The 24,668-nt window shown below is 42.3% G+C and carries 19 protein-coding genes and 1 tRNA gene; 14 read left to right on the top strand and 6 right to left on the bottom strand.

From position 1 onward, the window contains the following. The first annotated feature begins 2 nt into the window (after window positions 1-2). From NFU46_RS16930 to parC, 6 genes are read left to right on the top strand one after another with little or no spacing between them, the layout of a single operon-like run. The gene (locus tag NFU46_RS16930) at window positions 3-461 is read left to right on the top strand and encodes a DUF1249 domain-containing protein (protein ID WP_251603491.1); all 459 of its coding nucleotides are present in this window, start codon (window positions 3-5) and stop codon (window positions 459-461) included. Beyond that, on the top strand, window positions 448-1,230 hold the full coding sequence (locus NFU46_RS16935; protein ID WP_251603494.1) for a metallophosphoesterase: 783 nt from the start codon (window positions 448-450) through the stop codon (window positions 1,228-1,230). Before NFU46_RS16930 ends, NFU46_RS16935 begins: the two co-directional genes overlap by 14 nt. Next, window positions 1,215-1,775, top strand: coding sequence for a YqiA/YcfP family alpha/beta fold hydrolase (locus NFU46_RS16940; protein WP_175078638.1), 561 nt, complete (start codon window positions 1,215-1,217; stop codon window positions 1,773-1,775). Before NFU46_RS16935 ends, NFU46_RS16940 begins: the two co-directional genes overlap by 16 nt. A 33-nt stretch (window positions 1,776-1,808) precedes the next feature. Beyond that, window positions 1,809-3,698: a DNA topoisomerase IV subunit B gene (gene parE, locus NFU46_RS16945; RefSeq protein ID WP_054552648.1), complete on the top strand. Its 1,890-nt coding sequence runs from the start codon at window positions 1,809-1,811 to the stop codon at window positions 3,696-3,698. Between the two features lie 52 nt (window positions 3,699-3,750). Then, a complete protein-coding gene (locus NFU46_RS16950) occupies window positions 3,751-4,851 on the top strand; it encodes a sorbosone dehydrogenase family protein (protein ID WP_175078637.1) in 1,101 nt (366 codons plus the stop codon). A 10-nt stretch (window positions 4,852-4,861) separates the two neighbouring features. Then, window positions 4,862-7,159 carry a DNA topoisomerase IV subunit A gene (parC, locus tag NFU46_RS16955; protein ID WP_175078636.1) on the top strand — a complete coding sequence of 766 codons (2,298 nt, stop codon included), beginning with the start codon at window positions 4,862-4,864 and terminating at the stop codon, window positions 7,157-7,159. A gap of 38 nt (window positions 7,160-7,197) precedes the next feature. Here parC and NFU46_RS16960 read toward each other — a convergent pair whose 3' ends face one another. Continuing rightward, complete coding sequence (locus NFU46_RS16960; RefSeq protein ID WP_251603496.1) at window positions 7,198-9,513, bottom strand: M66 family metalloprotease; 2,316 nt, start codon at window positions 9,511-9,513, stop codon at window positions 7,198-7,200. A 306-nt stretch (window positions 9,514-9,819) separates the two neighbouring features. On the opposite strand from NFU46_RS16960, the gene NFU46_RS16965 reads away from it, so the two are divergent. From NFU46_RS16965 to NFU46_RS16975, 3 genes are all read left to right on the top strand, one after another. Continuing rightward, the gene (locus NFU46_RS16965; RefSeq protein ID WP_405030694.1) at window positions 9,820-10,506 is read left to right on the top strand and encodes a 1-acylglycerol-3-phosphate O-acyltransferase; all 687 of its coding nucleotides are present in this window, start codon (window positions 9,820-9,822) and stop codon (window positions 10,504-10,506) included. After that, complete coding sequence (rraB, locus tag NFU46_RS16970) at window positions 10,506-10,841, top strand: ribonuclease E inhibitor RraB (RefSeq protein ID WP_054562721.1); 336 nt, start codon at window positions 10,506-10,508, stop codon at window positions 10,839-10,841. The genes NFU46_RS16965 and rraB overlap by 1 nt, the downstream gene beginning before the upstream one ends. A 182-nt stretch (window positions 10,842-11,023) precedes the next feature. Continuing rightward, window positions 11,024-12,241 (top strand): HD-GYP domain-containing protein, encoded by a 1,218-nt coding sequence (locus NFU46_RS16975; protein WP_054562720.1) that lies wholly within the window; start codon window positions 11,024-11,026, stop codon window positions 12,239-12,241. Here the strand turns inward: NFU46_RS16975 and NFU46_RS16980 are convergent. Then, the gene (locus NFU46_RS16980; protein ID WP_054562719.1) at window positions 12,201-12,524 is read right to left on the bottom strand and encodes a hypothetical protein; all 324 of its coding nucleotides are present in this window, start codon (window positions 12,522-12,524) and stop codon (window positions 12,201-12,203) included. The two genes, NFU46_RS16975 and NFU46_RS16980, sit on opposite strands and share 41 nt — an antisense overlap. Before the next feature lie 336 nt (window positions 12,525-12,860). Here NFU46_RS16980 and NFU46_RS16985 point away from each other — a divergent pair, with 336 nt between their 5' ends. Continuing rightward, window positions 12,861-14,138 carry an outer membrane protein transport protein gene (locus NFU46_RS16985; RefSeq protein WP_251603500.1) on the top strand — a complete coding sequence of 426 codons (1,278 nt, stop codon included), beginning with the start codon at window positions 12,861-12,863 and terminating at the stop codon, window positions 14,136-14,138. 110 nt (window positions 14,139-14,248) lie between these two features. Here the strand turns inward: NFU46_RS16985 and NFU46_RS16990 are convergent, their stop codons facing one another. The 3 genes from NFU46_RS16990 to pepA form a co-directional block, all read right to left on the bottom strand. Then, window positions 14,249-17,104: a valine--tRNA ligase gene (locus NFU46_RS16990; RefSeq protein WP_251603502.1), complete on the bottom strand. Its 2,856-nt coding sequence runs from the start codon at window positions 17,102-17,104 to the stop codon at window positions 14,249-14,251. 23 nt (window positions 17,105-17,127) lie between these two features. Further along, the gene (locus NFU46_RS16995; protein WP_251603505.1) at window positions 17,128-17,574 is read right to left on the bottom strand and encodes a DNA polymerase III subunit chi; all 447 of its coding nucleotides are present in this window, start codon (window positions 17,572-17,574) and stop codon (window positions 17,128-17,130) included. A 126-nt stretch (window positions 17,575-17,700) separates the two neighbouring features. Further along, window positions 17,701-19,215, bottom strand: a complete 1,515-nt coding sequence (gene pepA, locus NFU46_RS17000) for a leucyl aminopeptidase (RefSeq protein WP_251603507.1) — start codon at window positions 19,213-19,215, stop codon at window positions 17,701-17,703. A gap of 322 nt (window positions 19,216-19,537) precedes the next feature. Between pepA and lptF the strand changes: the two genes are divergently transcribed. Both lptF and lptG read left to right on the top strand, forming a co-directional pair. Beyond that, window positions 19,538-20,650, top strand: coding sequence for an LPS export ABC transporter permease LptF (lptF, locus tag NFU46_RS17005; protein ID WP_251603509.1), 1,113 nt, complete (start codon window positions 19,538-19,540; stop codon window positions 20,648-20,650). Continuing rightward, complete coding sequence (lptG, locus tag NFU46_RS17010; protein WP_175082587.1) at window positions 20,647-21,714, top strand: LPS export ABC transporter permease LptG; 1,068 nt, start codon at window positions 20,647-20,649, stop codon at window positions 21,712-21,714. Before lptF ends, lptG begins: the two co-directional genes overlap by 4 nt. Window positions 21,715-21,788: 74 nt before the next feature. Here the strand turns inward: lptG and NFU46_RS17015 are convergent, their stop codons facing one another. Beyond that, complete coding sequence (locus NFU46_RS17015) at window positions 21,789-22,289, bottom strand: RDD family protein (RefSeq protein ID WP_054562713.1); 501 nt, start codon at window positions 22,287-22,289, stop codon at window positions 21,789-21,791. A gap of 140 nt (window positions 22,290-22,429) precedes the next feature. Here NFU46_RS17015 and NFU46_RS17020 point away from each other — a divergent pair, with 140 nt between their 5' ends. Together NFU46_RS17020 and NFU46_RS17025 are read left to right on the top strand one after the other, a co-directional pair. Beyond that, window positions 22,430-24,082 carry an acyl-CoA dehydrogenase family protein gene (locus NFU46_RS17020; protein ID WP_251603511.1) on the top strand — a complete coding sequence of 551 codons (1,653 nt, stop codon included), beginning with the start codon at window positions 22,430-22,432 and terminating at the stop codon, window positions 24,080-24,082. A 176-nt stretch (window positions 24,083-24,258) separates the two neighbouring features. Further along, window positions 24,259-24,343, top strand: a tRNA-Leu gene (locus NFU46_RS17025). Window positions 24,344-24,668 lie beyond the last annotated feature (325 nt).

Raw genomic sequence — 24,668 nt, forward strand, 5'->3', positions numbered from 1 at the left:
TTTTGTCGTACGTCACTGCCCAGCAGCGTTATATTCAAAGCCTACCTAAGTACTTAACTTTGTGTGAGCATAATTACGTGCGTGCGCTAAAGCTATTACCCAATGAGCGCCGTATAGGTCAGGAGCGAAAGGTACAATTAGGGCACAGCACTTTTGCGGTTAAAGTTGACGATACAGCAAAATACACCACAGATATTTCTATCAAACAAGAAGCCGGTAATTTGCCTTCGGTTAAGCCTTTGTATTTAACGGTACGTATGTATCATGATGCGAAAGTCGCTGAAATTGTGCATCATGATTTTCATCAGCGCATCAAGCCTTCCTATGCTTACCCGAATCCGAATATGCATCAAAAAGATGAAAAATATCAGCTTAACGCCTTTTTGTATGACTGGCTGGTGGCTTGTGTTGAAAACGGCCGAGCAGTCTTAAATTGGGATGTAAATAATGGCTTGGTTTAGTAACGCCTACCATTTTGATAAAACAGCATTGAAAGTTGCCCATATCACTGATTGCCACTTATCAAAAGACACAACGGGTGAATACTTTAACGTGAATACGGCAGCGTATTTTGGGCGCTGTTTACAGGCTATTGCTGAGCTCGATGTGGATTGTGTGGTATTTGGTGGTGATTTAACACAAGATCACAGCACGGAGTCTTACCAGCTTTTTGCTAAATTAATAGCAGACTCAGCGCTGAGTTGTCCGGTGTTTTGGTTGCCGGGTAATCATGATGAACTTGGTGAATATGAAAAGCTTTCAAGCCCGCAAATTTTAAACAATAAGCGCATTACCTTTTTAGGTGGGCAGCTGCTGTTGGCAAACTCAAAAGGCCTGACGCCAGCAGGTTGGGTAACACAAGCGCATTTAGATGAATTAAGCCAAGCAATAGGGCAGGTACCTAGCGTGGTGTTTTGTCATCATAACCCGCTGCCTATTCAAGCCTATCTAGATAAACATATGCTAGAAAATGGCCCGCAGTTTTTAAATACCTGCGTTAATACTGAGCAGTGTGTGGGTGTGTTCCATGGTCATGTGCATCATGAGTACAGGCAAACCTACCGTGACCTTAGTGTGTATGCGACTCCAGCCAGCTCAATCCAATTTACCAAACACACTATGGCGTGGCAGCAAGAGGATTTAGGCCCCGCATTTCGAATCATCGACTTAATAATTGATGAGCAACAATACTTATTGTTAAGCACGGATGTAGTATGGCTAAACGAGTAATTTATATTCATGGCTTTAATAGCTCTGAGCAATCTTACAAAGCCGTTCGTTTTGGTGAGCACATGGCGCAATTTGATGTCGATTATCAGGTGCCGCGATTAACTCATGAGCCATTACATGCAATTTTACAATTAGAACAACTGCTAAATGATGATACTGTATTACTAGGTAGTTCATTAGGCGGTTTTTATGCGACCTATTTGTCGCAACGTTATTCGATACCTGCGGTGGTTATTAACCCAGCGGTTCGCCCATTTGAGTTACTCGATAACTATTTAGGGGAAAATTATAACCCGTATCAAGATAGTCATTATGAACTTGATACTCGTCACATGGATGCATTGCGCAGTTTATATTTGCCGCAATTAGACACCCCTTCATTGATTTATTTGCTACAGCAAACGGGCGATGAAGTACTGCCGTTTCAGCAGGCGGTTAAATATTATTCTCAGTGTAAGCAACACGTTGAATTTGGAGGCGATCATAGTTTTATCGGCTTCGAACAAACCTTTGCAAGTATTGTAGATTTTCTTAAAATCACGTAAAACATAGCTAAGCGCATAAAAGATATAAAAACTATGAGTCAGCAAAATTATAACGCCGAAGCAATTGAAGTCTTAAATGGGTTAGAGCCCGTAAAACGCCGCCCAGGTATGTATACCGACACGGTTCGACCTAATCATTTAGGTCAAGAAGTTATCGATAACAGTGTCGATGAAGCAATGGCAGGCCATGCCACTAAAATAGATGTCATCCTTCATGAAGATAACTCCCTTGAGGTTATCGATGATGGCCGTGGTATGCCAATTGATATTCACCCTGAGGAAGGTATTCCGGGTGTGGAACTTATTTTTACCAAGCTGCACGCCGGTGGTAAGTTCTCTAATAAAAACTATCAGTTTTCGGGTGGTTTACACGGTGTAGGTATTTCGGTTGTAAATGCGCTATCGACTCGTGTTGAAGTCACTGTGCGCCGTGATGCGCAGCAATTTCGTATGGCCTTTGAAAACGGTGACAAGGTTGAAGACTTAAACGTCATTGGCACTGTAGGTAAACGTAACACAGGTACAACCGTGCGTTTTTGGCCTGATGCTAGCTATTTTGACTCAGCTAACTTTTCTATCACTAAGCTTAATCACTTATTAAAAGCCAAAGCGGTATTATGCCCAGGCCTGCGCATTAAGTTTACCAACAAGCAAACCAAAGAAAGCCAAGAATGGTATTACGAAACTGGCTTAAAAGATTATCTAGTTGAAGCTGTTAAAGGTTTTGAAGTATTACCAAAAGAGCCGTTTATTGGTGACTTTTCAAGTTCAACAGAAGGCGCTGACTGGGCTGTTGTTTGGCTACCTGAAGGCGGTGAATCAATCGCTGAAAGTTATGTAAACTTAATTCCTACCGCGCAAGGCGGTACGCATGTTAATGGTTTACGCCAAGGCTTGCTTGAAGCAATGCGTGAATTCTGCGAATTCAGAAACTTATTACCACGTGGTGTAAAGCTAACACCAGATGATATTTGGGAGCGCTGTAGCTACGTATTATCGGTTAAAATGCAAGACCCACAATTTGCTGGCCAAACAAAAGAGAAGCTTTCATCTCGCTCATGTGCTGCATTTGTATCTGGTGTAGTGAAAGACTCATTTAGTTTATGGTTAAACGAGCATACAGAAACGGCAGAATTATTAGCTGAGTTATGTATCTCAAATGCGCAGCGCCGTTTACGTGCTGCTAAAAAAGTTGTGCGTAAGCGTGTTACCTCAGGCCCTGCATTACCGGGTAAATTAACTGACTGTAGCGCCCAAGATAATGACCGTACTGAACTGTTTTTAGTAGAGGGTGACTCAGCGGGTGGCTCAGCAAAACAAGCGCGCGACCGTGAGTTCCAAGCAATTATGCCGCTGCGCGGTAAAATCTTAAATACCTGGGAAGTTGAGTCTGGGCAGATTTTAGCATCGCAAGAGGTGCATGATATTTCTGTCGCTTTGGGGATTGACCCTGATTCAAGTGATTTATCTGGTCTGCGTTATAACAAAATTTGTATTTTGGCCGATGCTGACTCGGATGGATTGCACATTGCTACCTTGCTTTGTGCGCTGTTTGTTCGCCACTTTCCATCGCTTATCAAACAAGGCCATGTGTATGTAGCTATGCCGCCGCTATTTCGTATCGACATTGGTAAAGAGGTTTACTACGCCCTTGATGAAGACGAAAAGAACGGTATTTTAGCGCGTATTGAAGCTGAGAAAAAACGCGGTAAAGTCAATGTGCAGCGTTTCAAAGGGTTAGGTGAAATGAACCCATTACAACTGCGCGAAACCACCATGGATCCTAATACGCGTCGTTTAGTACAGCTTACTTTGGATGAAGAAGAGCAAACCATGGAGATGATGGACATGCTACTTGCGAAAAAGCGTTCGTCAGACCGTCGTCAGTGGTTAGAAGATCACGGTAACCGCGCAGAAGTTTAATAATAGGTGTAGCAACCTAGTTGCTAGCAAAGAATTAAAGGGCAAGACAAAAATGAAAAAACTACTGACCTCATTATTATCGCTGAGCTTGTTATCAGCGCCTGTAATGGCAAAAGATATTCTTGATAAGTTAACAGTTGCTGATGGCTTTGCTATAAGCCTGTTTGCCGATGATGTTGAAAACGCGCGTCAAATCGCGGTATCAAAAAGAGGCATTGTTTACGCAGGTTCGCGTAAAGCAGGTAATGTTTATGCACTGATTGATCATAACAGTGACGGTGTTGCAGATAAAAAGATTGTCATTGCTACTGGCCTTGAAATGCCATCAGGTTTAGCGATTAAAGATGGTGATTTATATGTGGCTGAAGTGTCACGTATCATTCGTTTTAAAGACGTAGACAAAAACCTAAAAGATCCTAAATTCGACGTGGTATACGACAAGTTTCCGACTGATCGTCACCATGGTTGGAAGTTTATTAGTTTTGCGCCAACCGGTGAGCTAATTGTGCCAGTGGGTGTGCCATGTAACATTTGTGCGGAAGACGACAAATACGGCCGCATCTTCTCGTTAGATGTTGATACAAAAGAAATTAAAACCATCGCCAAAGGTGTTCGTAACTCAGTTGGTTTTGATTATCACCCTACAACGAATGCATTTTGGTTTAGTGATAACGGCCGTGACATGATGGGCGATGACATGCCACCTTGTGAAATTAACCGTGTTGGTGAAGGTGAAGAGGGCGCGCATTATGGTTTCCCTTATGTTCACGCTGGTGCGATTTTAGATCCTGAGTTTGGCAAAGGTAAAAGTATTGCTGACTACAAATCGCCAGCCCTTGCACTTGGTGCTCATGTTGCTCCTCTAGGTATTCATTTTTATAACGGTAAGCAGTTTCCTGCTAAATACAAAGAGCAGCTTTTTGTTGCTGAGCATGGTTCGTGGAACCGTAGTAAAAAATCAGGCTATAAAGTGATGCTAGCAAACGTTGAACAAGGTCGTATTACTAAGTACACCCCGTTCATCACAGGCTTTATGCAAAACGAAGAAACATTTGGTCGCCCGGTTGCATTTGCAGAGCTTGCAGATGGCAGCTTATTGATCTCAGACGACTTTGCTAATGTGATCTATCGCGTTAGTGCTAAGAAAAAATAGGTAAGCGTTAATGAGTGATACAGATACCTTGCTGATGCAAGGCGTAGAACAACAAACAATGGGGCGCTTTACTGAAGACGCCTACTTAAACTACTCAATGTACGTCATCATGGACCGTGCTTTACCTCATGTAGGTGATGGTCTTAAGCCTGTACAGCGTCGTATCATCTATGCAATGAGCGAGCTGGGGCTATCGGCGCAAGCAAAATATAAAAAATCAGCCCGTACCGTGGGTGATGTACTAGGTAAATACCACCCCCATGGCGATAGTGCTTGTTACGAAGCGATGGTGTTAATGGCGCAGCCGTTTTCTTACCGCTACCCGCTGGTGGACGGTCAAGGTAACTGGGGTGCTGCCGATGATCCTAAATCATTTGCTGCAATGCGTTACACCGAAGCGCGTTTATCTAAGTTCTCAGAAGTTTTACTAAAAGAACTGGGTCAAGGCACGGTCGATTGGACCGCAAACTTTGACGGTACACTTGATGAGCCAATGGTATTACCTGCGCGCTTACCGCACATCTTACTTAATGGTGTAACGGGGATTGCGGTAGGTATGGCAACCGATATTCCACCACACAATGTGCGTGAAGTTGCCAGTGCCTGTTGTCTATTACTTGATAAGCCAAAGACAGAAATCGAAGAGTTGCTTGAGTTAGTGCATGCGCCTGACTACCCAACAGAAGCTGAGATCATTACACCGAAAGACGATATTCGTAAGATTTATCAAACCGGACGTGGTTCTATAAAGATGCGTGCAATTTACACTGAAGAGCAAGGTGATATAGTGATCACCGCACTGCCTCATCAGTGTTCAGGTGCAAAAGTACTTGAGCAAATTGCAGCGCAGATGAATGCTAAAAAGTTGCCAATGGTTGCTGATTTACGTGACGAATCTGATCACGAAAATCCAACTCGTATCGTGATTGTACCGCGTTCAAACCGCATTAAAGCTGAGCCATTAATGGCACACCTATTTGCAACCACAGATTTAGAAAAGAACTACCGCGTAAACTTAAACATGCTTGGACTTGATGGTCGTCCGCAAGTTAAAGATTTACGTAGTATCTTAACTGAGTGGTTAACGTTCCGCCGTGAAACAGTTCGCCGCCGCTTACAGCACCGTTTAGATAAAGTATTAGCTCGCTTACATATTTTAGAAGGTTTATTAACGGCCTTTTTAAATATTGATGAAGTTATCGAAATTATCCGTACTGAAGATAAACCAAAGCCTGTATTAATGGAGCGTTTTGGTTTAACTGATATTCAAGCGGAAGCGATTTTAGAGTTAAAACTACGTCATTTAGCAAAACTTGAAGAGTTCAAGATTAAAGGTGAGCAGGATGAGCTTGCCCTTGAGCGTGACAAGCTAGAGCAAACGCTTGGTTCAGAGCGTCGTATGTCGACCTTGATGAAAAAAGAAATTCAAGAAGCGGCTGAAATGTATGGCGATGATCGTCGCTCACCAGTTGTTGAACGTGTTGAAGCTAAAGCGCTAAGTGAAAAAGACCTTATTCCTTCAGAGTCAGTGACCGTTGTGTTATCTGAAAAAGGTTGGGCACGTGTTGGTAAAGGCCATGATTTAGATGTTGAAGGGCTAAGTTATAAGTCAGGCGACAGCTATAAAGCCTCAGCGCGAGGTAAAAGTAACCAGCCCGCAGTGTTCTTAGACTCAAGTGGTCGTGCTTTTGCTACTGATGCACACAGTTTACCTTCAGCTCGAAGCCAAGGTGAGCCAATGACAGGGCGCTTTAACTTAAGCGCAGGAGCCAACTTTGAGCATGTGGTGATGGCAGAAGACAACCAAGTGTTGTTAATGGCCTCAGATGCAGGTTATGGCTTTATAAGCGACTTTAAAGATCTGGTGAGTAAGAACAAAAACGGTAAAGCGCTGGTCAGTGTTCCTAAAGGCGGTGAATTACTTGCGCCAATTAGAGTAACTGATGTAGCAACAGATTACTGTATGGCAATTTCTAACGAAGGCCGCATGTTGTTATTCCCACTGCGTGATTTACCTAAACTTAGTAAGGGTAAAGGAAATAAGATTATTTCTATCCCAAGTGCGAAAGTACAAGCCCGAGAAGAGTTTGTAAAAGTACTGGCTGTGGTGCCTGAGGGCAGTAGCGTAACCCTGCATGCAGGGAAACGAAAACTAACACTGAAACCTGCTGATCTTGAGCATTATCATGGTGAACGTGGTAGAAGGGGTAACAAATTACCGCGCGGCTTACAGCGTGTTGATGAAGCTGTTGTTGAAGTGACTCAAACTGATGATAGTGATGAGTCGCCAAGCGAAGTAACAGAGTAAAAAATAAAAGGCCTGCAATTGCAGGCCTTTTTATTGTGTTAGTTTGTAACGACTCTCATTGAAGCCGGCCTAGAAAAGTTAAGGTATTGACCATTATCGGCTTTTACATTTTGTAAATCTTGATGGCTGGTATTTTCAGTGAATGTAGCTGTATGGCGATAAGATAGATTCGGCCAATCAGAAAGAGTCACTGCTACTCCAGGAGCCGCTTTAACGTATACAGGATGTTTATTGATATAAGCTGGTAGTCTGTAGTTTGAGCGCTCATTTGCTTTTAAGCAGTATTCACTTTGATCTAGTAAACTTACAATACAACCTAATGGCTCTTTTGAGCTAAATACTCGCATAGAACGCGGCTTAGAGAAATCTAGGTACTGGCCATTTCTTGCTAAAACACTTTTTAGTTTGTTATTTTCAACGGTGCCATTAAAAGTCGCAATACGGTTATAAGACAAGTTCCCATAGTCAGATAACATGACCTGCAAGCCTTGAGGTGCTTTCACATATACAGGTTTTCTACTGATAAAAGCAGGGAGGTAGCTTGCTTTTTGCCCATCTTCAAGGCAAAACTCTTCGTTTGTCTCTATGTTTACAATACAGGCTTTTGGCTTTTCAAGTGTCGTAACCACTGACGTTGCTAACTTCTCTTTAGCTGGCTCGAGGGTTTTTGATGCGAGTAAGTTTGAGTCACAGCGGATCGTTGCACTAACAGGGTTTAGCGCTGCTTCAATATTGATATGAAACTTGTTCATTCTATCTGAATTTAATCGTGTAGCAGGTAAGTTAAATGTTTTTCTGCCTGCTTTTTCTGTTTCAACGGCAAGTTTGCAACGTGAATTCGAAAAGTTGTCAGTGTATACCGCACCTGAAGATCCATGTAAGGCTGGGTAAATAAAACTTGTTAACTGTTTATTTGGATCGTAATAACCAACTAACGTTGTGATTGCTACGTCTTGTTTATAAGGAACCCTTTTTACAACGCTATTAGTATTCGAGTCTAAAACCAAATTTTCCCAAGATTCCATCTGCTTAGTTGCAGAGTTCCATTTAGTAAACCCTGTTTTAGAGGCGGTATCAAAGTTAGCTCGGCTCTCAAAAAAACGTTGTATATGGTTTAACTCGTAAGGCGTATGTAAAGTATATTTATTAAATTCGTAATACATCGGACCACCACCTGACATAGAGCCAGTACCATATTGATGGCCATTAAATGGTGCTATACAGATCTCTTTATAGCAACGGTCTTTATAAGTTAGTTTAGCTGAAAAGTTAGGTATAAACTTATCTAAATCTGCATCCCAGCCCCAGGTCGAATTACGCTCATCAGCAGGACGATGTAATACGCCATTTACGCCGCCAGGAAAATGGCCCATACCATAGTTATGGCCTAATTCATGACTGAATTCATTACCCTCAGACCGAATTAATGTAACCATGCCTGCGCCACCAGATAAGCCATGGACAAAAGTACCATTATCATACTTACCTATTGAAGTATGTGCTGTTAATTGTGCGCTACTAAATGGGTGCGCAGTTGAACCAGAGACACCTGAGGCATTAATGCCATAATTAGCGTTGTTGATACCATGTGACATCAAGCTCTTAGCAATAAGATGACGCATATCGCCTGTATATACACCGCCCTTACTCGGATCTGAGTCAGTTAATAAGTTACCATTTGGCAGCATCACTTCTGTAAGATGCATCGCCTCGAATTTATTAACCGTTAGCTTAGTGATCGGAACTTGTTGGAAATACTGGCGATGTAAATCAGGATTCTTTTGAAAAGTAAATTTATCGCGATATGGAGTCAATAAACCAAGATCGATGGTGTTCAGTATTAAATTCCCGTTACCTCCAACAGTGATGTTTTCTAGGTCGCCTTGCTTATTGCCAAACTGAAAAGAAACTCGTATGCCCGGCTTAATTACTGTAGCGGGCATAATGCTTGAAAATGTGTCTTCGCTATAGGTGGGCGGGTTGGCATCAATTTCATAACCAAAAGGTTTTGTGAAGTCCTCTGGTGAGCGCATAAATGTTTGATAAAGAAGGCTGTTATTATTATCGAATACACTTAATATAACTTTTGCAGCATGGCTCAATTTATCATGTGGTTTAAACATAATCATTGTTCTTCGCTCTGCTACCAAGTGAGGTTGAATATCATCTTCGACACTATTGTGTGATGGCATAATTGAGTTTTGTGCAAAAAGCACTGTGGCAGGGAAGTTTCCTGTTGTATCACTATAAAACTCATTTTGATTAAATGTATTTTCATCTGCACTAAAGACTGCTGATGTATGAGATAAAGCGAGAGAACAGAGTAAAGCTATGGCTATCGGTGATTTTTTCATTAGCGATTACCTTTGACTATTGTTTTTTGGGGGTAGGGGTATCTAACTAATTAGATTAACAGTGTAAGAAAAGTAACTCTTTAAGAGTCTTCATAATCTAAATTGAGAAAAATCTGTAAATAAAATCTTGTTAATTGTTGTGTGTTTTAAATAGTTTATCTTTCATTTGCTAAAATAGAGTGGAGAAAAACTATTTAAGCGTACACATGTGCGCTTAAAGCTATTGTCATAGCATTTTTCAGGTTATAATGCGCGCTGATTAGTACGAGGAGAATTCGTTTGTTAGCTATTTTTCGCATAATTTTCATGGCGTTATTCATTATTTTGAGCTGTGTTTTTGGGCTGCTTTTATGCATCGTTAAGCCGTTTCATACTAATAACGTGCATATTATTGCGGGTTGGTTTTGCAAGGTAGCTAAAATTTTAGGTGTTAAACTAGAGCTTAAATATCACGAGACTCCAAAAAATATTGGTCCTGCTGTCTATGTAGCAAATCATCAAAATAACTATGACCTATTCACTTTACCAGCCATGGTGCCAGAGAATTGCGTAAGTCTAGGTAAAAAAAGCCTCAAATGGATCCCGTTTTTTGGTCAGCTGTATTGGTTATCGGGAAATATCTTAATTGACCGCGCTAACCGCTCAAAAGCGGCAGGTACAATTTCTAAATCAGCTGAGAAAATAAAACAAAAAGGTCTATCGGTTTGGATGTTTCCTGAGGGCACGCGAAGCTATGGTCGTGGTTTATTACCCTTCAAAACAGGGGCATTTCACACAGCAATGAGTGCTGATGTGCCTGTTGTGCCAGTTTGTATGAGTACAACACACAAAACTATTAAGCTAAATCGCTGGGATAATGGTACAATTTACCTCGAAATGTTAGCGCCGATTTATCTTGATAAAGACGTATCTGCTCGTGACCATGCTTCACATGTTCATAAGATTATGGCTGCTAAAATAACTGAATTAGATGCTCAAGTGAGAAACAAATAATGGAAAATTGGCGCGAAATTACTGAAGACATCGTTACTTCATTACTTGAAGATGGCTCAGATCCTGAAGTACTTTATGAAGTGGAACACCACTTTGTTAGCGAAAATTTTGAAAAGTTAGAGCAAGCTGCTTTAGCCGCTTTTAAACTAGGTTACGATGTTGAAGAACCTGCAGAACTTGAGCTAGAAGACGGCGAGAAAGTGTGGAGCTTTGACGTGGTTGTTGAGTGTGAACTTGAAGTAGAAGCGATTATGGAAGATGTAGACAAGCTAGAAGCGCTTGCTCAGCAAACCGACGTAGAATACGACGGCTGGGGTACTTACTTTCAGGAATAAACAGCTACAGAGCTGTCAGCTATCAGGGATAAAGTTAGCGAGTTGCTACTTTCTAACTTTACTCTTTCTAACTTTCCCCTTTCTAACTAATACCTATTTCGTATTCGCTACCCAATCTATAGACATTTGTAATCAATTAGCGATAATAAAAAACTCGATGTTTTTATGCGCTAAGCTCACATATGCTTATTACCTTACCCATTGCCGAACTTGTACCAGGGATGTTTGTTGACAGTGTCAGTAAGCAACAAGAGCATGTAAATAGTATTAAGATCAAAACACGTGGTTTAGTGCGTGATAAAACGATTATTCAACGCCTGATCTCTGAGGGGGTTGAAGAGCTACTCATCGACTTTACACAAAGCGATGTTGCATTACCTAAAAAATACCAACCAAAGCCTGAACCGGCTAAACCTAAGGTTGAACAAAAGCCTGCAGCCAACGAAGCACCACAAGGGATCACGGTTCAACAAGAGTTTTTAAAAGCCAGCGTGCATTACGAGCAGCACAGCCGAAAATTGCAAGGTTTCTACTCAGATATCACATCGGGTTTAAAGATGAATGTAGCTGTGCTTGATGATATCGCCGTTGATATAGTCAGCTCGGTATTTCGTAATCACAATGCCTTAACTATCTTAACTCGCCTTAAAGATAAACATATTTATAACTGGCGGCACATGATCAACACCGCTATTTTGGTGAGTGTGTTTGCTAAGTACCTAGGTTACAAAGAAAAGACAATTAAAGAGCTGGCAATGGGTGCATTGATGCACGATATCGGTCAGGCGAAAATGCCACAAGGTGTATTGTCAAAACCAAGCGCTTTGAACGACAACGAAATGCAAGTTGTTAAAAAGCATGTGGCGCAGAGTTTAGGTTTAGTGAAAGGTGAAAAGGGCATTACGCCGTTAATGCTCGATATGATAGTGAATCACCATGAGCGTTTAGATGGTACAGGTTACCCTCGCGGTATTGCAGCTGAAAAGCTGAGCCGTGCAGCCCGTATGATGGCAATCGTCGATGTTTATGATGCTATGACAGCAGACAGGCCGCATCAAATGGGAGAAGAGCCAATCTCAGCGCTGCGTTATTTACTTGCCAATAAGCAATTGTTTGACTCTGAGTTGGTGCAACGCTTTATTAAATGCCTAGGGGTGCACCCTGTTGGAACGATTGTGAAGTTGAATAATGAGCGCTTGGCGTTAGTGATGGAAGGTAACCACGAAAACCCAATTAAGCCGAAAATAAAGATCTTCTATAATGCCAAGCATAAGCATCATATTACTGCCAAAGATGTCGATTTAAGTGTAGAAAAAGAACTAAAAATTATTGCTAGTATTAAGCCTCTAGATTATCAGCTTAATTTGGCTCGTTTGTTAAAAGAGCATCTGCTTGTTTAGACTTAACACAGCGTTTTTTGGCACTGCGTTTTGCTGATATAAATGCACCACTAAAACAACTCGTCATTAATACCAACCACAGCAATGTGCCTTTTTCTACATGTAAGGCCACGCAACATAATAATAGTGATAAAACAGCACTCAGCATGGCGCCTAGCCAATAGTGATTAACTGGGTTATCGCAATCACCTGCTTTAGTGCACGCGCAATAGTTTGCTTTACAAAAATAATGAACACTCACACCGCATAACATCAGTGCCGCAATAATCAATGCGATTTCCATACTCAAACTCAACAGTAAAACCTTTATTTTTAGTCTAATGGGACAATAAACTGATGTCAATGCAAATGATAATTACTACCGTTTATTGTTTTTGTTATCAGAGCTCTGATGAGTTTTAATAAGTTGTTATCTTGTTGTTAAAATGCGGGTTTTTTACCTATTTATAACGAAAAATTACAGTTTTTTGATCTTAATTAAGGTAATGTTCGAAAGTTTGTAATCATTAGAATAAAACATCTAATACCAACATACAGCGCTAATCTTTTATGCTTAACTAATAGGTTGCCCTCATTGTTGGATTAGCTTTCGCACAAGTTTGCAAGAGGACACAGATTTATGAAGTTCACTAAAACACTAATTGCAGCATCACTTGCTGTTGTTTCTGCTGACAGCTTTGCTGCAGCTTTCCAATTAGCAGAGCAAAACGTTTCAGGTTTAGGTCGTGCATACGCTGGTGAAGCAGCTGTTGCAGATGACGCATCAGTTGTTGCTCGTAACCCTGCACTTATGTCTTTATTCAAAGACAAGCAAATCTCAGTAGCAGGTATCGCTGTAATTCCAGATGTAAGCTTAAAAGGCGAAAGTGCTGCATACGGCTTAGATGAAAGCTCTATCGATGACGATAGCATCGCACCATCTGCATTTATCCCTGCAGGTTACTTCACAATGCCTTTAAACGATAAAGTGTCTTTAGGCTTTGGTGCTTTTTCAAACTTCGGTCTTTCAACTGAGTTTAAAGATGACTACGCGGCGGGCTCTATTGCTGGTGAAACTGAAATCGTAACAGTTAACATGAATGCTAGCGCTTCATATAAAATCAACGAACAGTTCAGCTTAGGTCTTGGTTTAAACTATGTTTATGCTGATGCAAAGGTTGTTCGTAATGCAGGTACTAATCCATTTGGTTTACCAGCTAGCACGCAAATTGCTCACCTTGAAGGTGACGACTACGGCTTTGGTTGGAACATTGGTGCAATGTATCAGTTAGACGAAAACAACCGTTTTGGTTTTAACTACCGCAGTGAAACAGATATCGACTTTGAAGGCGAGTACTCAAACCAACTTCCAGCTGCAGTTGGTGGTTTAGCAGGTACTAAAGTACCGGGTGAGTTAAAACTGACTTTACCAGCAATTGCTGAATTTTCTGGTTCACATCAACTTGATAAGAAGCTAGGCGTACACTACAGCATCTTATGGACTGGTTGGGACAGCTTCCAAAAATTAGAAGCTTATACACCAAGCCTTGAAACGCCTGTATTCTCTAAAGAAGAGAACTTCTCAGATTCAATGCGTTACTCTATCGGTACTGACTACCAGTACAGCGATGCACTTTTACTTCGTGCAGGTATTGCATACGATGAGTCACCAGCAGACCAATCACACCTTTCAATCTCTATCCCTGATACAGATCGTTTCTGGTTCTCGTTTGGTGGTAACTACGCATTCAGCGAAAACTCAAATGTTGACTTAGGTGTAAGTATCCTTCGTGGTAAAACACAAAACTTCTCTGAAAAAGACAGCCTAGCAGCTTCTTTAGGCCAAGATGTTTCATGGGAATATGAATCAAAAGGTCACGCAGTATTAGTTGGTGCTCAGTACAACTACAAATTTTAATTTTGTCGCGACGTAAAGTCGCTGCTACAGAGCATTAAAAAGCCGCGCTATAACAATGTTATAGCGCGGCTTTTTTGTAAGCGCGAATAAATCGCGCTTTATATATGCTGTTATAGACTTTCGATTTTCGCTTTTTGCGCTAATAGTTTGTCTTTCGCATCTGTAAACTCAGCCAGCTTAGCATGCTCTTTAGCAAGTACAGCTTCTGGCGCGTTATTTACGAACTTCTCGTTAGCTAATTTGTTATTAACTTGAGCTAAGCCTTTCTCTGCTTTTTCAAGCTGCTTCGCGATACGAGCTAGTTCAGCTTCAACATCGATTAGGCCAGCCATTGGGATCATGATCTCAAGGTTACCAACATACGATGTTGCACACGCAGGTGCTTCGTCTTTGTTATCAAGTAACGTGAACTCTTCAAGCTTAGCAAGAGACGCTAAGAAAGCTTCGTTTTCCGTTAAGCGACGCTTGTCTTCGTCAGACGCATTAGCAAGCAATACCGATAATGGTTTGCTTGGGCTGATATCCATTTCACCACGGATGTTACGAATAGCAAGAATGAATTGTTTAACCCACTCTAGGTCGTCCATCGCTTGGCTATCAACATTAGCTTCATTGTATACAGGGAAACCTTGAACCATGATGCTAGTGCCTGCAGTTTCTATACCTGCAAGTGGTGCCACGCGTTGCCAAATCGTTTCTGTGATGTATGGCATTAACGGGTGCATTAAGCGAAGTAGGCTTTCTAATACCGTGATTAGGGTATGACGAGTACCACGTTGCTGTGCATCGTTACCTTTAAACAATACTGGTTTAGTAAGCTCTAGGTACCAGTCACAGAATTGGTTCCAAGTGAACTCATAAATGGTGTTTGCAGCTAGGTCAAAACGATAGTTTTCTAGATGCTCAGTATAGGTTTTAACAGTTGCTTCAAACTGGCCTAAAATCCAACGATCAGCAAGAGAATACTGTTTCTCAGCATCTGTAGCGAAACCACAGTCTTGCTCTTCTGTATTCATTAATACGTAACGACTTGCGTTCCATAGTTTGTTACAGAAGTTACGGTAACCTTCAAGACGGTTCATATCCCAGTTGATATCACGACCCGTTGAAGCCATTGCTGCAAGGGTGAAACGCAGTGCGTCTGTACCGTGTGCTTCGATACCGTTTTCGAATGTTTTACGAGTGTTCTTCTCAATCTTCTTCGCTAGTTGTGGCTGCATCATGTTACCAGTGCGCTTTTCAACTAGGCTTTCAAGATCGATACCGTCAATCATGTCGATAGGATCAAGTACGTTACCTTTCGATTTAGACATCTTATCGCCGTTTTCATCGCGGATAAGGCCAGTTACGTAAACGGTTTTAAATGGTACTTGTGGCTTGCCGTCTTCATCTTTGATGAAGTGCATGGTCATCATGATCATACGAGCAACCCAGAAGAAAATGATGTCGAAACCTGTTACCAATACGTCAGACGGGTGGAACGTTTTTAAATCGTCTGTGTTTGCAGGCCAGCCTTGCGTTGAGAAAGTCCAAAGCGCAGACGAGAACCAGGTATCTAAAACGTCTTCGTCTTGCTTAAGTGCAACATCATCAGCAAGGTTGTTATCGCGGCGTACTTCAGCTTCGTCACGACCAACGTATACGTTACCTTCGTTGTCGTACCAAGCAGGGATGCGGTGACCCCACCAAAGCTGACGTGAAATACACCAGTCTTGTACGTCGTTCATCCACGAGAAGTACATGTTCTCGTATTGTTGAGGAACAAATTTAATGTCGCCATTTTTAACGGCTTCTTTTGCAGGCTCTGCAAGTGGTGCTACGCGCACGTACCACTGATCTGTAAGAAGTGGCTCAATCACTACGCCAGAACGGTCACCGTAAGGAACTGTTAGGCTGTGATCTTCAATTTTTTCTAATAGACCAAGTTCTTCAAATTCGCTCACAATCGCTTTACGTGCATCAAAGCGGTCAAGGCCGTGTAGGCGCTCAGGGATTGGCGCGTCTAATTCAAGCTCTTTACCGTCGAACGTGTAGCTTTCGCCTTCGCTTAATACCGCAGCATCTTTGTTGAAGATGTTGATCATTGGTAGTTGGTGACGTTTACCTACTTCGTTATCGTTAAAGTCGTGAGCAGGTGTGATTTTCACACAACCTGTGCCTTTTTCCATGTCTGCATGTTCATCGGCAACAATTGGAATACGGCGGTTTACGATAGGTAGTAAAATTTCTTTACCGATCAGATCTTGGTAACGCTCATCATCAGGGTTAACAGCAACACCTGAATCACCTAGCATTGTTTCAGGACGTGTTGTCGCAACAATGATGTAGTCTTTACCATCTTTGGTTTTTACGCCATCAGCAAGTGGGTAACGTAGGTTCCACATGTGACCTTGTTTGTCTTTGTTTTCAACTTCAAGATCAGAAATAGCAGTGTGTAGTTTAGGATCCCAGTTAACTAGGCGCTTACCACGGTAAATTAAGTCTTCTTTGTGAAGACGTACAAATACTTCTTTAACCGCTTCAGAAAGGCCATCGTCCATAGTGAAACGCTCACGGTCCCAATCTACAGAAGCGCCTAAACGACGTAATTGTTTAGTGATCGTGCCGCCAGAGTGGTTTTTCCATTCCCAGATTTTATCGATAAATGCTTCACGGCCTAGGTCGTGACGTGTTTTACCTTCTTCAGCAGCAAGCTTACGCTCAACAAGCATTTGCGTTGCGATACCTGCGTGGTCAGTACCTACTTGCCATAAAGTGTTGTTGCCTTGCATACGCTTTAAACGCGTTAGCGTATCCATGATGGTATCTTGGAACGCGTGGCCCATGTGTAAGCTACCCGTGACGTTTGGTGGCGGGATCATAATTGAGTATGCGTCACCTTGGCCAGACGGTTTAAAGTAGCCATTTTCTTCCCAGCCTTGGTATAAAGACTGTTCAATATCTTGCGGATTATAGGTTTTATCCATTACACAGAACCTTAAATAAATGCTTAAATGTCAATTTCTTGCGTTGCAATATGGGCGCCCAGTTGGCGAAGCTTTTTAAACCGCTCACGGGCGGCTTGTTTAGCACTTGGCTCAATGGGTACGAAATCATAAACCTGCTGAAAACGGCGAATAAAATCCGGTAGGTGTTCAGCTAAGTTGATTAATATTTTTCTGTTGCCGACAGGTGGAGTCATACCAATTTCAACCGGAGCGCCACCTTTAGGGCCTTCACCTTGTAAGTTATGTGGTACAAAACTATCTGGTTCAAATGACCAAATGATGTCGTCGATTGTGTGGGCCGTGTCGGTGTTATCAGCGTAAATAAATACGCGATGACCTAGACGATACTGATCCGCAGCAATTTTAGCTGCCAGATCGAAAACAGCGCCAGCCGTTTGGTGGGCACTATCATCTTGTTTTAGAACGTAAAATTGTGCGTTCATATTCATAGTGACTTTCGTCCCCACAGATACACAGATCAAAGCAGGGATTTTGACATAGAACGCGAATTGCTTCAATTAATAAGGCGCCATTTGGCGCCTTATTTAGGGTTAGTTTTAAGCTTACGGTAAGGCTTAATCGTGACTTGCTTCACTCACGCCTGCGCGGTTCAGTAAATACTGAGTCAACATAGGCACCGGACGACCGGTTGCGCCTTTGTTTTTACCGCCGCTTCGCCATGCTGTACCTGCGATATCTAAATGCGCCCAGTTATATTTTTTGGTGAATTTAGATAAGAAGCATGCCGCTGTAATCGTACCTGCAGCACGGCCACCTAAGTTGGTGAAATCAGCGAATGGGCTTTCAAGTTGCTCTTGATAGTCATCCCATAAAGGTAACTGCCATGCACGGTCGCCACTTTGCTCAGACGCTTTTAGTAGGTCATGGGCAAGTGGGTTGTGGTTTGATAGTAAACCTGTGGCATGTGAACCCAGCGCGATAATACACGCACCTGTCAGTGTTGCTACATCGACAACGGTATCAGGTTCAAAGCGCTCAACATAAGTGAGTGCATCACACAGTACTAAACGGCCTTCAGCGTCGGTATTTAACACTTCAACTGTTTGCCCCGACATAGTTGTTAAGATATCACCCGGGCGATAAGCGTTTGAGCCTGGCATGTTTTCACAACCTGCTAAAACACCGACAACGTTAATCGGTAATTGCATTTGCACTAAAGCGCGCATAGTACCAATAACACCTGCTGCACCACCCATGTCGTATTTCATTTCATCCATGGCTTCGCCTGGTTTGATCGAAATACCACCTGAGTCAAAGGTTAAGCCTTTACCCACTAACACGATTGGCGCTTGGTCTTTGTCGCCACCTTGATAGTTGATCACCGACATAACCGATTCATTAGCACTACCACGGCCAACCGCTAGGTATGAATTCATGCCCAGCTCCGCCATTTTTTCTTCACCAATAATATCAACGTTTACATTATCGAAGTTATCAGCAATTTCTTGTGCTTGCTCACCTAAATAAGCAGGGTTACAGATATTTGGCGGCATGTTGGCAACATCTTTACATAACTTGCTACCTGCAGCGATGGCTAAGCCATGCTCAATTGCACTTTCGCCAATAGTTAACTCGCGACGCGTTGGGACGTTGAAAACAATTTTACGTAGTGGGCGACGTGGGTCGCTCTTTTTGCTTTTCAGTTGATTGAAGGTATACAAGCAGTCTTGAGTTGTTTCAACTGCTTGGCGTACTTTCCAATAAGTGTCACGGCTTTTAACGTGTTGCTCAGTTAAAAAGCATACCGCTTCCATTGAACCTGTTTCGTTTAGCGTGTTAATCGTTTTTGAGATGATTTGTTTATATTGTTTGTCATCAAGCTCACGCTCTTTACCACAACCTACTAGTAGTACACGCTCGCTCAGTACATTAGGTACATGATGCAATAGCAATACTTGGCCTGGTTTACCTTCAAGGTCACCACGGCGTAGTAAGTTTGAGATATAACCGTCACTGATTTTATCTAATTGTTCACCAATGGGGGATAAACGACGTGGCTCATAAACGCCTACTACAATACATGCGCTACGTTGCTTTTCTGGACTACCACTTTTTACGCTAAATTCCATTGTTACTCCTGATATTGAGTCGTATAACCTTAGTTTATAAGGGTAAGAAATTCTTTTTCGAGTCCTTTCTTACATTTTTTAGTTTAATAGTACTAATCTTAGTACATAAACTATGACTCTATTTATGTGTTTTTGAACTTTATCTTAATGTGAATATCAATATCACATAATAGACGCCATCTGCACCATTTATGCAAGATTATATGTTCTTGCTAGGTATGATATTTAACTTTGATGGCATATAATAAAGTGAGTAAAATAACTAGTTTACTCAAAATTCCTTACTATTCCAGTGAAACTCGATGTTTAACAGGGGCGAGCATTGCTTATTTTTCGTTATTTGACCACTGAAGTCTTCAAGTCGCAGGTCGCCGTATTTTTAACTTTGATGACTATTTTTGTGTCTCAAAAGTTTGTTGTTATTTTAGGAGACGCCTCTGAGGGGGGGCTTCCAGCTAAACTTGTGCTTTCGATGATTGCACTAAAACTTCCTCAACTTGCTTCCCTTATATTACCTTTGAGTATCTTCTTAGGGATTATTCTGGCGTACAGTCGCATTTATGCAGACAGCGAAATGACCGTATTCAGAGCTTGCGGTGTCAGTGAGTGGTATGTGGTTCGTGTCACGCTTATCTCAAGTACTGCGATGGCTATTTTAGCCGGTGCGCTTACTCTTTATGTTGCGCCGTGGGCCAGTGAGCAAGAATATCAATTAAAAGAGCAAGCCAAAGCTGATGCTGGCTTATCGGCATTACGTGCAGGGCGTTTTCAGCAAACGGGTAATGAGAAAGCCGTAGTCTTCATTCACAACATCGAAAATAGCGGTAAAGAGCTACACAAGGTATTTGTTGCGCAGTTACCAGATCGTGAAAAAGGTGACTTAGCCCGTTTAGTATATGCAGAGCGTGGTGTGGTGATTGAGCAAGATAACGGTGAGCAGCAACTTGTTCTTAACGATGGTAAGCGCTATGAAACAGATGGCGAGTCTGCTGCGTTAAACTTAACAGAGTTCGATGGTTACAGTGTGCAAATTCAAGATCAAGAAATAGAGCACCAGCGTCGTAAGTTAGAAGCTATACCAACGTTTGATTTATTCAAAATGAAAACCTCTGAAGCTATTGCACAGTGGCAGTGGCGTTTAGCTATTCCGCTTTCAATTCCATTATTAACTTTACTCGCAGTACCTTTGAGTGTGGTGAATCCGCGCCAAGGTAAATTCGCTAAATTGGTGCCTGCAATCAGTTTGTATTTAGGGTACTTCATTTTATTGAATGCAGCTAAGTTTGCTGTTGAAGATGGTAAAATTCCGCCTTCAATTGGCTTATGGTGGATCCATTTATCAGCCTTGTTTATTGGTGGTTTCTTGATTATCAAAGGTCGTCCGCTCGGCGCATGGTTAAAGGCAGTTGTGACTAAGCGGGAGTTAAGCGCATGATGAAAACACTCGACTGGTATTTAGGCCGCAGCATAATTCAAACCACCGGTTTTGCTTTAATGGTGCTGGTAGGTATTAGTACCCTGATTAAGTTCATTGAGCAGTTAAAATCAGTTGGCCGTGGTAGCTATGATATTGCAACTGCGCTGATTTACACCCTATACAGCATGCCGGGTGATTTAGTTATCTTCTTCCCAATGGCAGCCTTGATTGGTGGTTTAACAGGTTTAGGTGCATTGGCATCAAACAGTGAGCTGGTCGTTATGCAAGCGGCGGGTATGTCACGCCTGCAAATTATTGCATCAGTCATGAAAACCGCGATGTTTATGGCAATTTGTATGATGGCGCTAGGTGAATGGGGTGCCCCAGAAGCACAGCTCAAAGCAAAAGAAATACGTAACCAAGCGATTTATGGTGGTGATGTATTTAATGCTAAGCAAGGTGTGTGGGCGAAAGATGGCAGCAATTTTATTAATATTGAAGATGTCGATCAGCAAGGCACTTTACGTGGCGTGCATATGTATCACTTTGATAAATCGTTGCAACTTACTCAAATTACCAAAGCAGAAGAAGCATTAAACCGTAAAGATGGTTGGTTACTTCGTGATGTAAATAAAGTCATGATCACGCCAGAGCAGATCAGTACTGAGCAGCACAAAGAAGAATTTTACGACTCGCAACTGACCGCCGAAAAATTAGGAGTGGTGTCGGTTAAGCCCGAAGCGCTGTCGTTTACTGGGCTTTGGTCATATTTAGGTTATTTGCAGCAAAATGAGCAAGACACCAGTACTTATGAGCTAGCGCTATGGCGTAAGATCATGCAGCCTGTATCTATCGCCGTTATGTTGTTAGTTGCTTTATCGTTTATATTCGGCCCGCTTCGCACAGTAACTATGGGCGCACGTATCATCATGGGTGTAATAACCGGTATTACTTTCCACTTAACTAATGAGATATTTGGTCCTGTGGTGATGGTTTACCAAATTCCAGCAGTGGTTGGTGCTGTGTTACCAAGCCTACTGTTTATAGGGTTTGCAACTTACCTATTGAATAAACGAGTTTGATAGTCGTTTAAAAAGCACAAAAAAAGCGTGGTTTGAGCCACGCTTTTTTTGTGCTTGCTGTATTGCTTAATCACTTAATCAAGTGAGCGATAAATACGTTTATTTTCTTCTTTGGTGAGGGTGATCACTTCTGTTTTTGCGATGTAATCTTGTAAGGCACGCTTATTTTTAAAATCGACCAACACCACTAAGTTACCTAAACCTAATAGTGCAGTAATGGCTCTAAGTGCGCCTTGATGCCAGCTAATTAAATGACCATCGAGAGTTTGCACCTTTAAACGCCATGCGCGCATACCAATTGTTTGGCCGCTCTTAGCCCAAAAATAGCTAAAGAAACTAACACTCACTATCACTAATAACACACTGCGAATGCCATACAGTAATGGCGAGTTTTGAATGAAAGCAGATACATCTTCAGCGTCACCAATACTTAGTAAGTCTAAAGAAATTAGCCCTTGAACAGCTAATAAATACAGTACGGTTGTCAGCATCGCAAAGGCAATGATAACCAAGGTATCGTAGATTAAAGAGGCAAAGCGGCGCCAGAAACCGGCACGTGGAAACTCAGCTGACATAAACAATCTCGTCCAATTAAATTGCGCAGTAGTTTAGCAAAGTCCTTCGCAAACAAGAAATACTTAACGGCCGTTTAGCAAGTCGACAAACAGGTCTGACCTGCTATAGTTGAGAAAATAATAAAAATGAGCACACAGTTATGGCCGTTTCTCAAAGCGAAACTCACCAAGTATTTAATCAACCCAAACCACTTGAAAACTACAACGCCTATGAGGCCGACAGGGTACTTCAATACTGGCAAAATCGTTTTGCTGGGCAATGGGGAACTGCGCATTTAACGGCGTTTGGGGAGCAAGTGGGAGGTGTATTACTGCAAGCTGGGTTCTTAGCAAACAAACACTTACCCGAATTAACAACTCACAGCCGCTTTGGCGAACGCATAGACCAAGTTGATTATCATCCAAGTTACCATCAGCTAATGCAGCATGCTATAGAGCAAGGGCACTGCGCTTTGCCTTGGCAGCAAAAGAAAGCCGGTAGCCATGTTGTAAGAGCGGTAATAGCGGTGCTACACAATCATGCTGATCCGGGCTCTGGTTGCCCATTAACCATGACGTTTGCTAGTGTGCCTGCCATTGCGAGTCAAGAAAATGTAGCGGCTATGTGGCTACCTAAAATACTGGCAAATCATTACGATTCTGACAATAAGCCTTGGACAGAGAAAAAAGGTGTCACCATAGGTATGGCGATGACCGAAAAACAGGGCGGCTCTGATGTTCGGGCTAATACCACTAAAGCAGACGCCATCAATGAAAGTGGTGCAGGGCAATTATATGCTTTAACCGGCCACAAATGGTTTTGCTCAGCGCCTATGAGCGACGCCTTTTTGGTACTCGCGAATACCGATGACAAGCAGTTATCTTGCTTTTTAGTGCCGCGCTGGCTCGAAACTGGCGAGAAAAATGCCATGTATATTCAGCGCTTAAAAAGTAAATTAGGTAATCAATCAAATGCGAGTTCTGAAATTGAATTTAGAGGCGCGCATGGCTGGTTACTCGGCGAGCCGGGACGAGGCATTGCCACTATTATTCAAATGGTTGCTCTAACTCGTTATGACTGCATGCTGGGTTCAAGCTCGCTGATGTTACAAGCAGTAAAAGAGGCAATTTGGCATACCGCTGGGCGTAGTGTGTTTGGTAGAAACTTGCATCAACAGCCACTCATGCTCAATGTATTGGCAGATTTAGCTATCGAAGCAGAGGCTGCACTAGCCATTTCAATGCGTATTGCCAATGCCCTTGATAACCAAAATGATAGCAATGAAGTGGCATTAATACGTAGCTCCACAGCAATCGGTAAATATTGGATCTGTAAGCGTGCAGTGCAGCACACTTATGAGGCTATGGAATGTATTGGTGGCGTGGGCTATGTTCAAGACAACATTACCAGCCGACTTTATAAAGAAGCACCGGTTAACTCTATCTGGGAAGGCTCTGGTAATGTGCAATGCCTTGATCTTTTACGCGTGTTCAGTCGTGAGCCTGAGTCACTTGAGGTGCTTATCAATGAACTTGAAAAAGCGCGCAGTTTGCACCCCGATTTTGCGATAAAGCTCGATGAGCTTAAAGGTATGCTTACAGATACTGCAAACCTTGAAATGCATGCTCGGCGTATAATTGAAAAGCTCGCGCTACTTTGGCAAGCAGCAACACTACTACAATTTGGCGAGCCACTTATTGCCGATGCGTTTGTAAAAAGTCGTTTAAGTAGTGCAGGGTTTAGTCAGTACGGCTGCCTGAGTCATGATATCGATTGTCAGGCGATTGTTTCGCGAATGATGCCAAAACTCTAAAGTTAACAACTTGTTTAATTATTGTGCGGTTGATCAGTGACGCCGCACAAAACGCTTGCTGCCTTACCCATTCTTTGTATAATGCTTGGCATAGAGACAAAAGCAGTTAAAAAAGCTCTTGCTCTAAAGTGGTTTTTCTTTATCTTCTCGTGTTTAGAAGGTTAAAGAAAAATGAAGCCAGTATGATGGAATTGGTAGACATGACGGATTCAAAATCCGTTGCCTTCGGGCGTGGCGGTTCAAGTCCGCCTACTGGTACCACTTTTATGACCCCAGCAGTTTTGCTGGGTTTTTTTATGCCTGAAAAGCTTTCAGCCATCAGCTGTCAGTTTTTAGCCGAGCGGTGCGGTTGTTGGGTTTTGAAAACAACCCTTGCGTAAAAGCATTGTAGGAGGTAGTTTACTGCCGAACCAAGAAAACCGAACCAGCAATGCTGAAAAACATAATTCATGGCTAAAGCCATTTATATGGACTCCTCCTATTGCACAATACCCTTCGTTAATTTTGTCAGACTGCGTACTTATATGCGGGCTCATAATGAGGAGCTACCTCGGCCCTTTGATGTATTCGCGCCCTTGTGTCTCTT

It is taken from the genome of Pseudoalteromonas sp. NCCP-2140, from assembly GCF_023708065.1.
GTDB lineage: Bacteria > Pseudomonadota > Gammaproteobacteria > Enterobacterales > Alteromonadaceae > Pseudoalteromonas.

Bases quoted from the DNA above. Each gene is read 5' to 3' on its own strand.
- NFU46_RS16975 (WP_054562720.1), top strand. From the start codon at position 11,024: ATGCTTATTACCTTACCCATTGCCGAACTTGTACCAGGGATGTTTGTT.
- NFU46_RS16995 (WP_251603505.1), bottom strand. From the start codon at position 17,574: ATGAATATGAACGCACAATTTTACGTTCTAAAACAAGATGATAGTGCC.
- NFU46_RS16935 (WP_251603494.1), top strand. From the start codon at position 448: ATGGCTTGGTTTAGTAACGCCTACCATTTTGATAAAACAGCATTGAAA.
- NFU46_RS17020 (WP_251603511.1), top strand. From the start codon at position 22,430: ATGGCCGTTTCTCAAAGCGAAACTCACCAAGTATTTAATCAACCCAAA.
- NFU46_RS16940 (WP_175078638.1), top strand. From the start codon at position 1,215: ATGGCTAAACGAGTAATTTATATTCATGGCTTTAATAGCTCTGAGCAA.
- NFU46_RS16985 (WP_251603500.1), top strand. From the start codon at position 12,861: ATGAAGTTCACTAAAACACTAATTGCAGCATCACTTGCTGTTGTTTCT.
- lptG (WP_175082587.1), top strand. From the start codon at position 20,647: ATGATGAAAACACTCGACTGGTATTTAGGCCGCAGCATAATTCAAACC.
- parE (WP_054552648.1), top strand. From the start codon at position 1,809: ATGAGTCAGCAAAATTATAACGCCGAAGCAATTGAAGTCTTAAATGGG.
- NFU46_RS16960 (WP_251603496.1), bottom strand. From the start codon at position 9,513: ATGAAAAAATCACCGATAGCCATAGCTTTACTCTGTTCTCTCGCTTTA.
- NFU46_RS16980 (WP_054562719.1), bottom strand. From the start codon at position 12,524: ATGGAAATCGCATTGATTATTGCGGCACTGATGTTATGCGGTGTGAGT.
- parC (WP_175078636.1), top strand. From the start codon at position 4,862: ATGAGTGATACAGATACCTTGCTGATGCAAGGCGTAGAACAACAAACA.
- NFU46_RS17015 (WP_054562713.1), bottom strand. From the start codon at position 22,289: ATGTCAGCTGAGTTTCCACGTGCCGGTTTCTGGCGCCGCTTTGCCTCT.
- rraB (WP_054562721.1), top strand. From the start codon at position 10,506: ATGGAAAATTGGCGCGAAATTACTGAAGACATCGTTACTTCATTACTT.
- NFU46_RS16990 (WP_251603502.1), bottom strand. From the start codon at position 17,104: ATGGATAAAACCTATAATCCGCAAGATATTGAACAGTCTTTATACCAA.
- NFU46_RS16950 (WP_175078637.1), top strand. From the start codon at position 3,751: ATGAAAAAACTACTGACCTCATTATTATCGCTGAGCTTGTTATCAGCG.
- NFU46_RS16965 (WP_405030694.1), top strand. From the start codon at position 9,820: ATGGCGTTATTCATTATTTTGAGCTGTGTTTTTGGGCTGCTTTTATGC.
- pepA (WP_251603507.1), bottom strand. From the start codon at position 19,215: ATGGAATTTAGCGTAAAAAGTGGTAGTCCAGAAAAGCAACGTAGCGCA.